Below are 12,544 nucleotides of genomic sequence, written 5' to 3'. Positions count from 1 at the left end.
CCCACCAAGGCGGCTAATCTTTATCGGCAGGTGCTCGATACGCAGCCGGACTCGGTAATCGCGCTGAACAATCTGGCGGTGCTCAACGCCGACGACCACCCTCAGCAGGCGCTGGCCTACGCCAAGAAAGCGCACGACCGGGCGCCGGATAGCGCCGCGGTGACCGACACCCTCGGCTGGCTCCTGGTGGGCCAGAACCAGCTCGATGCCGGCATCGAATTGCTGGAAAAAGCGGAAAACGACGCCGGTAAGGCGAGCCCGGAGATTCGTTACCATCTCGGCGCGGCACTGGCCAAGCGCGGACACGGCGATGACGTCGGCCGTGCGACCTCGTTGCTGCAGCAGGCGCTCGCCTCGGGTTTACCCGAGGATGAGGCGGGCCAGGCCCGGGTTGTGCTGAAAAAGCTCGGTGCGGACAACGGCGCATCCGGCGACACCGGGTGAAAGTGAGTAACCGGGCGCAGAGCGATTTGATTTACAATTGGAGAATAGTCGCTGCATGATGCGCACTGATATTGGAATTCGGCGCACGTCGGCGACGCGATTCGGGCCGGTCGACCGATGTCCTGTACTCTAAGTTCGCAATATAAAGTTCGAGCGGGTTTTTCGCGCCAAACGAGGCGCCGTAATGCCGTATGGCGCGAACAGCGTTGTGACAGGATGATTAGAGGTTTGGTGTGGTGATACGACAACAGATAAAGCGGGGCCGGGTCGGCCTGCGGGGGGTGGCATAGTGTTTCGAAATCGTTTGTTTATAACTTGGGCTCTCGTGATTCTCGTGGCCGGGCTCGTAGCTGGCTGTGCGCCGGCGCCGCCCAAGGTGTTAAAGGGGCAGGCACAGCACACCGCCTACCGGATCGGGCCCGGCGATCAGCTGCAAATCTTTGTGCGCAACAACCCCGATTTGAGCGTGACGGTACCGGTGCGGCCGGATGGCAAAATCTCGATCCCGCTGGTCCAGTCCATACGGGCGTCGAACAAGACGCCCACCGAGCTCAGCAAGGATCTGGAGCGATCGCTGTCGACCTATGTGCGCGATCCACGGGTTACCGTGATCGTCACCGAGTTCCACGGCACGTACGCCGATCAGGTCCGGGTCGTGGGCGAGGCCGCGCGGCCGCAGTCGATGCCGTATCGCACCGGAATGACGCTGCTCGACGTGATGATCAACGTCGGCGGCCTGACCCAGTTCGCCGCCGGCAACCGCGCCACGCTCGTGCGCCATGTGAACGGTCAGACCCGGAAATACAGCGTCAATATCGAGGATTTGCTCAGCGGTAATATCAACGACAACGTACCGATGCGCCCGGGCGATGTCGTGATCATCCCGCGGACTTTTTTCTAGCACTGCGTACGGCGGGCCCGGCCGCTTGGCCGGGCTCGCCACACGCCAACTTGAGCGAGGCCCATGCAGGAAATCCTCTCACTCGTTCTGGGGCAGCTGCGCAATATCTGGCGCTTCCGCTGGATTGCGCTGGGCATTGCCTGGATCATCGCCATCGTCGGCTGGCTCTATGTGTACAGCCTGCCCGACCAGTACAGCTCGTCGGCGCGCGTACACATCGACACCAAGTCGGCGATCGATCCGCTGCTCCACGGCATGGCGGTCATGCCGAACGCGGATCAACAGGTCAGTCTGCTCATCCGCACCGTGCTCAGCCGGCCGCATCTGCGTGATATTGCGCGCGCGACCGGGCTCGACCTGAGAGCGACCACGCCGGAACAGGAACAGGCGCTCATCCAGGGCCTGCAGAATCGGCTGACGCTGTCCAACAGCGGTGGCGACGCCAACCTGTACACGATCACCTACACCAGTTCGAAGCCCACGCTCGCGCAGTCGGTGGTGCAGCAGGTGATGAGCATCATGACCACCATGAACCTGTCCAACAGCAACGGTGGGGACACCACCCAGGCGGTCGCGTTTCTGGCCCACGAGGTCGATAAGTACAAGCAGAAGCTCAACGAGACCGAGCAGCAGTTGTCGACATTCAAGAAGAGCCACGCCCAGATGATGCCGGGCGCGAACGATTACGTGACCCAGGTCCAGCGAATCCACGCCAAAATCGGTTCGATCCAGGATCAACTGGCGGCCGCGCGCAATCGCAAGGCCAACATTGCTGCGAATATGGGTTCCGGCGGTAGCAGCGTGCCGCCGGCGCAGAGCCAGCAGGTCCAGCGTCTCGACGATCAGATCAACGGCGCGCAGCAGAAGCTATCGCAGTTGCTGACCCGGTACACGCCGCGCCACCCCGACGTTATCGACACCAAGCACCGGATCGCGAATCTCAAGCAGCGCCGCAGCGAGATGCTGGCGCGCCTTAGCGCGCATCCCGAGGAAATTCAGGCGCCGGCGGCGGCATCGAGCGGTGGCGGGCGGGCCGCCCGACTCAGCCAGGCCAAGATCCAGATCAGCGCGCTGGAATCGTCGCTGCAGCGTAAAGAGCAGCAGTTGCAGGAGTTGCAGGACAACGCGGATTCGATGAACGACGCCCAGGCCCAGCTTGCCCAGCTCAGCCGCAACTACGCGGTCACGCGCGATCAGTACCAGCAACTATTGTCGCGTCTGTACAGCGCGCGGCTTTCGACCGATGTGCAAAACAGCAGCGAGGCGCTGCAGTTCCGCGTCATCGACCCGCCGGAAGTCCCGGCCGAACCGTCGGGGCCGAAGCGCATGATCCTGATGGCGATGGCGCTGATCGGCGCGCTCGTCGCGGGGCTCGCGTTCGCCTGGTTCCTGGCCCAGCTTCGGCCGGTATTCTCGAGCCGGCGCGATCTGACCGATGCGACCGGTGTTCCGGTCATCGGCTCGGTGAGCCTGGCGCTGAGCCCGGCCCAGCGCGCGAATCGGCGGCGCTCCATGCTGGTGTTCTTCGTTTGCTGCGCGTCGCTGCCGATCGGTTTCGCAGTGGCGTTGGCGCTGGTGCCGATCGGAGTACATTGGGTTCCGAATATCGTCTCCGGACAGGTTTTATGAGTATTGTCGAGAAAGCCGCCGAGCGACTGAAACGTCAGGAGCGCCAGCGCCCGGTCCGGGCGCCCGAAGAGGACGACGCGCTGCCTGAGGAGCGCGCGTTCGATACGCGCGAACCGGGCCAGCGCGAGCCGCTGGAACTGGACGATATCCGGCTGCGCCGGGTCGGGTTGTTGCCGCCGGAGTCGATGGCGCAGTGGATCTCGCGCGAGCTGCAGCGCATCAAGCGCCCGATACTCAACGCGATGAACGCCGAGGTGCCGGCCGGTGCGCCGCCGGCGAACCGCTTGATGGTGACCAGCGCCAACCCGGGCGAGGGCAAGAGCTTCACCACTTTTAACTTGGCCATGAGTTTGGCCGGCGAGCTGGATCATTCGGTGCTTCTGGTCGACGGCGACGTCGCCAAGCCCGGCATCAGCCGCAGCCTGGGACTCGAGCGCGAACCGGGTCTGATGCATTTGCTCACTCACGCGGATGCCGATGCAGAGCGGTGTGTCGTGCCCACGAGCGAGCCGCGGCTGTCAATCCTGCCGGCGGGCCAGCGCAGTCGGCGCGCGGCGGAGAGTTTGTCCAGCCGGCGTATGAAGGATGTGCTCGACGAACTGTCCGCCGATCCGGCGCGTATCCTGTTGTTCGATTCGGCGCCGCTGCTGGCGACCGCCGAGTCGCAGGCTCTGGCGGTCAACGTCGGCCAGATTCTCATGGTCGTGCGCGCCGAGCATACCGAGAAACGCGCGGTGGAGGCCGCGCTGTCGCTGATCGAACCGGCCGCGGCCGAGATCAGCTTAATCCTGAGTCAGGGGCACCAGCTGTTCGGCGAGCGGCACGCTGGTTATTATGGTATGTATCCGGCCGAGCCGGATCGTTCGGAGTAGTCCGATGAGTATTCGGTATTTTGTACTTAAGTGCGACTCCTTATACGAACCGCGCCGGGCCGGCGCGGCCGGTATGCGGTTGTGCACGATTGCGGTGCCGCTGGCCTTGGTCTGGGGCGCGACTGCAATGGCGGCGGATACGGGCGGCGGCGCATCGGGGGCGTCCGGCGGTAGCGCCGGCGGTGGCGGTACCGGTGGTGGCAGCGGCGCTAGCGGCAACACTAACGGCAACGCGAGTACGTCCGGCAACGGCGGCTTCTATCAGGACAGTCGTCCGGTCATCGTGGAAGGCAACGACAGCGCCTATGCCCTGAGCGGGCCGGGCACCGTCAACCCGCTCGGTTTTACCGCCGGCTTCGCGCCCGCCGGCTGTACGCCCAGCCTGCACTACGGCGACGTGGCCGCCTCGGGCAACGCGTCGGTGCTGGACCGGCCCGCGTCGCCGCGGCGTTCGTCCAAGAGCTTTATCCAGGCTTCGATTGCCGGCTCGGAAACTTTTACCGATAACCTGAACCTGGACTCGAACAATCCCAAATCCGATTTCATCACCGTCGTGGCGCCGCAGTTCGACGCCTGTTCCTCGACCGGGCGAATCCGCGGTCAGGCCAGTTACCAACTCGAGGGCGTGTTCTACGCCAACCACAGCGACGAGAGCGATGTCTACAACAACTTTCAGGGCAGTACCCAGATCGATCTGATTCAGAGCCATCTCTATCTGGATGCGAATACGGAATACGGCCAGCAGGTGATCGATCCATCGGTCGGTTATTCGCGATCCAATATCATCCGGCCGGACCGCAACAAGACCACCGCCTGGCGTACCAACATCAGTCCCTATTTGCTGCAATCTCTCGGCGTGCTGGGCCAGGGTGTGCTGCGCTATCGTTATGGCCGTTCCGTGTACGGCGAATCCAGCGTGCCGGATACCACTGTTCACAGTGTTCTGGCCGGTTTGACCAGTCCGGACAGTGTCGAGCCGGTCAGCTGGCGGGCGCAGGTGGTCTCCCAGGTGGTCAAGCGTTCCGGCGGCGACACGGAGCGTTTCCTCGACCGGTTCCGCGAGGCCTTCGGCGAGGACGCGCTGCCGGAGGACTACCGCGACCCCAACGACACCCAGCATTTCGACAGCGCCACGCTCGAGCTCGGCTACCGCGTTTCGCGTACGCTCACGTTGACCGCGCTCGGCGGGGTCGAGGACGAGTATCAGGAAAACGGCGAGAACGATCGCTGGTCCGCGCCGCGCTGGCAGGTGGGCGCGCGCTGGGTCAGCGCCGCCAACTCGCTCACGGTGAACTACGGGCACCGCTTCTATGGCGCGAGCTATGGGTTGTCCGCCGACCATGACGGACGGGTCGTGGATCTGTCGATCTCCTACAACGAAGGGCCGTCTTCGGGCGGTCTGGATTCGCTCGACAACATCGGTTCCGGCTATACCTTCGGTTCCATAGGCTCGTTCGGTGGCTACGGCGGCGGCTATGGCGGCGGCTACGGTTACGACGGCACCAATTCGCTGCTCGACCGCGGCGTTTATGTGCGCAAGCGCTGGCGGGCCCGCATCGGCTTCGATACCGCCCTTACCGAGACCGAGATCGTCGGCTTTTCCCAGCATCAGGATTATCAGTCCGGCGATGCCCCCGACAGTCGCAATTACGGTGTCGAAGTGGACACCCGCTATGACCTCGGCATCCGTACCCGTCTCGTGCCCTCGGCGAGTTGGGAGCATTACGAGGGCGGGTTCATCAATAACACGAGCACGAGTTCGGACAACTACGGCGCCGGTATATCCCTGGTGCGGGCCGTTTCGCCCAGCGCCCAGGCAGCCATCGGGTACTCCCATAACTGGCGTGACGACGACCAGGGTTTCGGGTACGACGAGAATCGCGTCACGCTGCAATTCCGCAAAGCGTTTTAGGGCGTGCTGGTTGGCAGAACGCCTAGAGCGTGTTCATGATCCCCACGGCACCGCGTTGCGGTCCAAAATCGTGTCAGACAAGGCGCAGGGCACCGGCCGCAGTCATTCTGCGGTCAAGCCCTGCAACGCCGTATGGCGCGCCATGATTATTTTTTATGGGGGCCGCAACCCGAAGGGCCGGCGGCTATTTTTCCGCAATACGGCGTTGCAGCTCGCTTATGTAGCGCGGCTACACTACGCTCGCTGCGTCTTGTCTTGCGAAAAAATAGCCGCCGGCGCGGCGTCGTGGGGATTATAAACACGCTCTTAAGCTATGTACGAGGATTTCTATAAACTACAGGCGCGGCCGTTTCAACTGATGCCGGACCCGCGCCGGCTGTTCGAAACGGCCAGCCATACGCGCGGACTGTCGTATCTGATCTACGGCCTTGAGCGGGGCGAGGGTTTCGTCGTGGTCACCGGTCCGGTGGGTACCGGCAAGACGCTGCTCCTACAGGTACTGCTGGAACAGATCAAGACGCGGCATCTGCTGGTCGCGCGGGTCGCGATGGCCAACATCGACGCCGATAACGTCGTGGCCACGGTGGCCGCGGCCTTCGGGGTCGGCGTGCGCGGCCTGGCCAAGTACGAAATGCTCGACGGCCTGGTCAACAAGCTGGCCGCGGCGCGCAACCGGCGCGCCCTGCTGATCGTGGACGAGGCCCAGACCTGTAGCACGGCCGCGCTCGAGGAGTTGCGGATCGTGTCCAACCTGCAGGCTCGGGGCGAGGCGCTGGTGCAGGTCGTGCTGGTCGGCCAGAGCGAACTGCGGGATCTGCTCAGGCGGCCGGCGATGACGCATCTGCGTCAGCGTATCGTGGCCTCTTATCATCTCGAGCCGCTGAGCGAAGACGAGGTGCCGGGCTACATCGAGCACCGCCTGAACACCGTCGGCTGGCGCGCCGATCGTCTTTCCTTCGAGCCCGGCGTCTACGGCCGGGTCTATACATGGTCCGGCGGAATACCGCGCCGGATCAACCAGATCATGGACCGGCTGTTGCTGCTGGGCTATCTGGAGGAACGGCGCGAGCTCAGGCGCGAGGATCTGGATACCGCGATCGAGGAATTCGAAGCCGAATTCACCAGCGACGGGCTGGTTTATGACGGCGCCGGCGATGAACCGCCGGGCCCGGACGAGTCGCCGGACAGCGCGCCGCCGGGTTCGGCCCAGCTCGATCCGTTGCTGGAACGCGTCGCCGCGGTGGAGCGCGCGCTGCGGGCGGCCCACGGCGAGGAGCGCGTGGCCGAGCTTATGCGATACCACGAGACCAGCGCGGCCCATCGTGAACTGGTCGACGCCATCCTGCGCGTCGAACGCCTAGAGGCCACGATCCAGGATCTGGTGTCCAAGACGCCGAGGGTGGAGGCCGAAACAACGCACCGGGAATGGCCGGAAAACGAACGGCGCACGCCGGCCGCGGCTTTGGCTCCGGCCCAGGCTCAGGCCCAGGCTCCGGTCGCGCCGGGTTCGGCCGCCTATAAGCTTCGCCGCCTGTTCAACCGGGAGTGACGCCGTGAATGCCCTCGACTGGCATCCCGAGCCGATGCCCAAGCCCGCCCGGGTCGGCGCGAACGCCATGACGGTGGACGTGGAGGAGTACTTCCAGGTCTCGGCGTTCGAACAGCACATCCGCTTCGATCAGTGGGCGCGCATGCCGTCGCGCGTCGAGGCGAGCACGGACCGGATACTGGCACTGTTCGAGTTGGCCGATGTGCGCGCGACTTTCTTCACCCTGGGCTGGGTCGCCGAGCGTCATCCGCGGCTGATTCGCCGTATCGTCGACGCCGGCCACGAATTGGCCAGCCACGGCCAGAACCACGTGCGCGTGATCAATCAGGACCGCGCGGCTTTCGGCGCCGATATCCGTCAGGCGAAGACGGTGCTCGAGGACGTCGGAGGGCAGGCCGTTCGCGGTTATCGAGCGGCGAGTTTCTCTATCGGCGCGGCCAACCTGTGGGCGCTGGACGAACTGGCCGAAGCGGGATACGCCTATAGTTCAAGCATTTATCCGGGCGTTCACGACGCCTACGGCATGCCCGAGGCGCCGCGTTTCGCGTTTCGTCTGCGTGAACACGAACTGCTCGAGATTCCGGTCACCACGGTCGAACTCGGCGGCCGTCGGCTGCCCTGTGCCGGCGGTGGGTTCTTTCGGCTCTACCCCTACAGCGCGACGCGCGCGGCGCTGCGCCGTGTGAATCGTCGCGACGGACAGCCCACGGTGTTCTACTTCCATCCTTGGGAGATCGACCCCGATCAGCCGCGGGTGCCCGGGCTCGATGTCAAGCGCCGATTTCGTCATTATCTCAACATCGGCCGCGTCGAGCCGCGTCTGCGTCGTCTGCTTTCGGACTTCGTCTGGGACCGCATGGACCGGGTTTTTCCGGTCGGCGCCGCTGCCGATACCGCCACCGATTCGGATACGAAGGACGCATGAGTTCACAACCCGTGCAGATTCATACGCTTGGTCACGACCACGCGGCCTGGGAGGCCTTTGTCGCGGCCAGCCCGCAGGCCACGTTTTTTCATCGCGCCGGCTGGAAAGAAGTTATCGAGCGCGCGTTCGGCCACAGCTGTCATTTTCTCTATGCCGAGCGCGCCGGGCGCATCGAGGGCATTCTGCCCGTCGTTCACGTCAACAGCCGCCTGTTTGCCAATGCGCTCATCTCCACGCCGTTTTGCGTGTACGGCGGAGCGGTGGCGGACACCGCCGAGGCCGAGGCCGCGCTCTACGACGAAGCCTGCGAGCGCGCCGACGCGCTCGGCGTCGACTATTTCGAGTCGCGCGAGCGCGCCCCGCGCCACCACGACTGGCCGCGCAAGGATTTGTACTATACGTTCCGCCGCGAACTCGCGGACAACGACGAGGCCAATCTCAAGCTGATTCCGCGCAAGCAGCGCGCGGTGGTGCGCAAGGGCATCAAGAGCGGGCTGACCTGGACCATCGACGACGATATCGACCGGCTCTATCCACTCTATGCCTATAACCTGCGCAGCCTGGGCACGCCGCTGTTCTCGCAGAAATACATGCGCGAGCTGTTGCGGGTGTTCGGCGACGACTGCGACGTACTGACCGTTATGCACCAAGACCGGCCGGTCGCCGCGGTGCTGAATTTCTATTTCCGCGACGAGGTGCTGCCCTATTATTCGGGCGCGGGGCCCACCGCGCGCGATTGCAAGGCCAACGACTACCTCTATTGGGCGCTCATGCAGCATGCGGTCGCGCGCGGCGCCCGGGTTTTCGACTTCGGCCGCAGCAAGGCCGATACCGGGCCGTATCACTTCAAGCGCCACTGGGGCTTCGAGCCGCAGCCGCTGGCTTATGAATACTACTTGTCGGGGCTGGACGCGATGCCGGACATCAGCCCCAACAACCCGAAATACGCCATGTTCATCAAGGCCTGGCAGAAGTTGCCCCTGCCGGTGACACGGATAATCGGGCCGTGGCTGTCCAAGGACCTAGGCTAGCTTTTGCCCATGGCCGAGCTGCTCTACCTGTGTCATCGCATCCCTTATCCGCCGAACAAGGGCGACAAGATCCGCGCCTTCAATTGGCTGCGCGCGCTGGCCGAGCGTCATACGGTGCATCTGGGCAGCTTCGTCGACGATTCCGCCGACTGGGCGCATCGCGCCGTGCTCGATCGCTGGTGCGATCAGGTCTGTCTGCGGCCGCTTGCGCCGCGCCGCGCCAAGCTGCGTAGTCTGAGCGCGCTGGCCCGGGGCGAGGCGCTCAGTTTCGCCTATTACCGTGACCGCGCGCTGCAGGATTGGGTCGATCGGCTGATGGCCGAACGCCGCATCGACGCGGTGCTGGTCTTTTCCTCGACCATGGCGCCGTATGTGGCCGGGCATGCTGTGCGCCGCGTGCTGGATTTCGTCGACGTGGATTCGGACAAGTGGGCACAGTACGCGGCGCACACCCGGGGCCCGATGCGCCGGATCTACGCGCGTGAGGCGAACACGTTGGCGGCCGGCGAGCGGCGGCTGGCCCGGTCGTTCGATGCCAGCATATTCGTTTCGGCCGCCGAGGCCGATTTTTTTCGTCGCATGGCGCCGGATTGCGCTGCGCGCGTACACGCCATCGCCAACGGGGTGTATGCCGAATATTTCGATCCCGACGGCGACTACGCGCCGGCGGCGCCCGGCGCCACCGATATCGTGTTCACCGGGGCGATGGACTACGGCGCCAACGTCGACGCCGTATGTTGGTTCGTCGAGCAGGTATGGCCGCGCGTGCGCCAGGCGGTGCCCGAGGCGCGCTTCACCATCGTGGGCACGCGCCCCACGCGCCGGGTCCAGGCGCTGGCCGAGCACGCGGGCGTTGTCGTGACCGGCGCGGTGCCCGATGTACGACCGTATCTGGCCCGGGCGCGGGTGGCGGTGGCGCCCATGCGTATCGCCCGGGGCTTGCAGAACAAGGTGTTGGAGGCGTTCGCCATGGCGCGGCCGGTGGTCATGACGCCGCAGGCCGAGGCCGGGCTCGAGCCGGGCGCGGAGGCGGCCGGCGATGTGGTGGCCGCGCCGGAGGCGTTCGCGGCCGCGGTCATCGCGCGTCTGGCCGGCGTACCGGATGAAGCGACACGACGCGCCGCCCGCGGTTATGTGCTCACGCATTACGCGTGGGCCGCGCGGTTCGCCGAACTTGATCGCCTGATCGAGGGTGTCGGGTACGATGTCGACGATAAGGCCGGGTAAGTCGTTTAGGCAAGCCGTTTAGGGAAACCGTTTCATGAGCGAAATCCGCAGGCAGCGCAGCGCAATCGGACGGGCCATGACGGGCCGCGGCATTGCCACGCCGCAGATCGCCGTCCATATCGGCTTCGTAGCCTGCATGCTGACGTTCGTCGTACTGTATGCGGGCACCTACCTATCGCTGGCCGAAACCTGGGCGGGCACCGGCACGTTCCAGTATGCGTTCCTGATCTTCCCGATTTCGGCCTTGCTGATCTGGTCGCGCCGGCATTGGCTGGCGCGGGTCGCGGCGCGCCCGCGCCCGATCGCGTTTCTCGGCGTGGCCGCGCTGGGCGCGCTATGGCTGCTCGGCGCGGTGGCCGGCATCAACCTCGCGCTGCACATCGCGGCGGTGCTGATCTGGCCGGTGATGATCTATCTGTTCTACGGCCCACGGGTGGCCGGGGTGATCGCTTTTGCGCTCGGTTATCTGCTGTTCGCCATTCCCTTTGGCGATTTCATGGTGGGCCCGCTGCAGACAGTCACCGCTCATCTGTCGGTACTGGCGCTCAAGCTGACCGGGGTGCCGGTGGTCATGGACGGGCATTTCATCGATACGCCCGTTTCGGCCTGGCACGTCGCCGAAGCCTGCAGCGGCATCAAGTTCTTCGTCGCGACCACCGCATTCGGCGTGCTCTACGCCCATCTTTTCTATACCAGCCTCAAACGCCGGCTGATCTTCGTCGGCTTTGCCCTGGTCGTGCCGATTATCGCCAATGGGCTGCGGGTGTATTTCACCATTCTGATCGGTGAGTACTTCGGTCTGCAGTACGCCACCGGCACCGATCATCTGATTTTCGGCTGGCAGTTTTTCGGCACTGTGCTGGTGTTGCTGTTCGTTTGCGGCTGGCCGTGGCATCAAGCGCCGGCCGCAGGCCCGACCCCGGATCATGGGCTGCCCGAGGACGGCTCGGCACGTATGCGCTGGATGCTGCCGGCCGCGCTGGCGCTGGTCGTGGCGCCCGCGGCTTGGTATGCCCTCACCGGCCTGGTCGCCGCCAGCGCCCACAAACCCGGGCCGGATTCGTTGCCGGCGCAGTTGGCCGGTCGCAACGCGCTCAGCGGCGACTACAACGAAGACGCCTCGCCGCCAGAGCGCGGTCTCGATGTGCATCTGGCGCGCCGTTACGGCGATATCGTACGTCCGACGCAGGTGGATTACCTCGGCATCGACGCCGGCAGCGACGGCCCCGATATTCTGGATATCCGCCAGGGGCTGTACGACACGGCGGCCTGGCGCGCCGTGGCCGGCCCACGTACCGTGCGGGCGAGCGCCGACGGCCCGGCGTTTGTCGCGCTCACGCTCGAGGCGGCGCACGGCGGGGGCGCGCGTGTGCTGGTCTATGCCTATCGCGTCGGTTCACGTTGGACGCCTTCGCCGCTCGATTTCAAGCTCTGGCAGTCGATCGATCGTCTGACCGGCCGCTCGGCGCCGGCCGGAATCCTGGTGGTGTCCAAAGCCGGCCGGCCGGATTCGGCCAATCTGGTCCGCATGGCCACGGCGGCCGCCAACGCGATCACCGGGCCTGGACAATGACTGCGCGGACCGCCGGTGTGCCGCGCCCGCGCGTGGTGCACGTGATCGACCGGCTCAGCGTGGGCGGCATGGAGTCGGTGGCGCTGGCGGTGATCGGCGCCACGGTTGATCGTTACGAGCACGTGATCGTCGGGCTGCGCGAGCGCGGCGATCTCGCCGCGCGGGCCGAGGCGATGGGCGTGCCGGTGGAATCGATCGACAAGCGGCCGGGCAAGGACCCGGCGGCCTATGTCCGGTTGCGTCGCCGGCTGCGCGCGCTCGCGCCCGATATCGTGCACAGCTACAACATTGGCGCCATCGACGCCGCCGTGCCGGCGCGGCTGGCCGGTTGCCGGCATGTCGTGCACGCCGAGCACGGCCGCGATGCGGCCGATCCGAACGGCTCGAACACGAAGTATCGCTGGCTGCGCCGGCTGCTGGCGCCCACGATCAGCCGCTTCGTCCCGGTTTCGGCCGATCTCGCGCGCTGGCTCGAACAAGA

The 12,544-nt window shown here is 65.2% G+C and carries 10 protein-coding genes and 1 pseudogene; all 11 read left to right on the top strand.

The window, feature by feature from the left end:
- Nucleotides 1-444, top strand: a pseudogene (locus VFJ08_RS06840) (hypothetical protein); the annotation flags it as partial.
- Between the two features lie 334 nt (nt 445-778).
- Entirely contained in the window at nt 779-1,345 is a 567-nt protein-coding gene (locus VFJ08_RS06835; RefSeq protein WP_324996449.1) for an XrtA/PEP-CTERM system exopolysaccharide export protein, read from the top strand.
- A 63-nt stretch (nt 1,346-1,408) separates the two neighbouring features.
- Entirely contained in the window at nt 1,409-2,974 is a 1,566-nt protein-coding gene (locus VFJ08_RS06830; protein WP_324996448.1) for an XrtA system polysaccharide chain length determinant, read from the top strand.
- Entirely contained in the window at nt 2,971-3,846 is an 876-nt protein-coding gene (locus VFJ08_RS06825) for an AAA family ATPase (RefSeq protein WP_324996447.1), read from the top strand. Before VFJ08_RS06830 ends, VFJ08_RS06825 begins: the two co-directional genes overlap by 4 nt.
- Nucleotides 3,847-3,850: 4 nt before the next feature.
- Complete coding sequence (locus VFJ08_RS06820) at nt 3,851-5,758, top strand: TIGR03016 family PEP-CTERM system-associated outer membrane protein (protein ID WP_324996446.1); 1,908 nt, start codon at nt 3,851-3,853, stop codon at nt 5,756-5,758.
- 313 nt (nt 5,759-6,071) lie between these two features.
- Nucleotides 6,072-7,307 (top strand): ExeA family protein, encoded by a 1,236-nt coding sequence (locus VFJ08_RS06815; RefSeq protein WP_324996445.1) that lies wholly within the window; start codon nt 6,072-6,074, stop codon nt 7,305-7,307.
- Nucleotides 7,308-7,341: 34 nt separating this feature from the next.
- The gene (locus tag VFJ08_RS06810) at nt 7,342-8,232 is read left to right on the top strand and encodes an XrtA system polysaccharide deacetylase (protein ID WP_349256964.1); all 891 of its coding nucleotides are present in this window, start codon (nt 7,342-7,344) and stop codon (nt 8,230-8,232) included.
- Nucleotides 8,229-9,263: a FemAB family XrtA/PEP-CTERM system-associated protein gene (locus tag VFJ08_RS06805; protein WP_324996443.1), complete on the top strand. Its 1,035-nt coding sequence runs from the start codon at nt 8,229-8,231 to the stop codon at nt 9,261-9,263. The genes VFJ08_RS06810 and VFJ08_RS06805 overlap by 4 nt, the downstream gene beginning before the upstream one ends.
- A gap of 9 nt (nt 9,264-9,272) precedes the next feature.
- Nucleotides 9,273-10,490, top strand: coding sequence for a TIGR03087 family PEP-CTERM/XrtA system glycosyltransferase (locus VFJ08_RS06800; protein ID WP_324996442.1), 1,218 nt, complete (start codon nt 9,273-9,275; stop codon nt 10,488-10,490).
- Between the two features lie 34 nt (nt 10,491-10,524).
- The gene (xrtA, locus tag VFJ08_RS06795) at nt 10,525-12,063 is read left to right on the top strand and encodes an exosortase A (RefSeq protein WP_324996441.1); all 1,539 of its coding nucleotides are present in this window, start codon (nt 10,525-10,527) and stop codon (nt 12,061-12,063) included.
- A partial coding sequence (locus VFJ08_RS06790; protein ID WP_324996440.1) for a glycosyltransferase occupies nt 12,060-12,544 on the top strand: 485 nt, incomplete at its 3' end. The genes xrtA and VFJ08_RS06790, both read left to right, overlap by 4 nt.

Origin of the sequence: Salinisphaera sp., from assembly GCF_035690525.1 — a bacterium.
Lineage (GTDB): Bacteria > Pseudomonadota > Gammaproteobacteria > Nevskiales > Salinisphaeraceae > Salinisphaera.
This window is presented reverse-complemented; position numbering and strand designations above follow the sequence as displayed.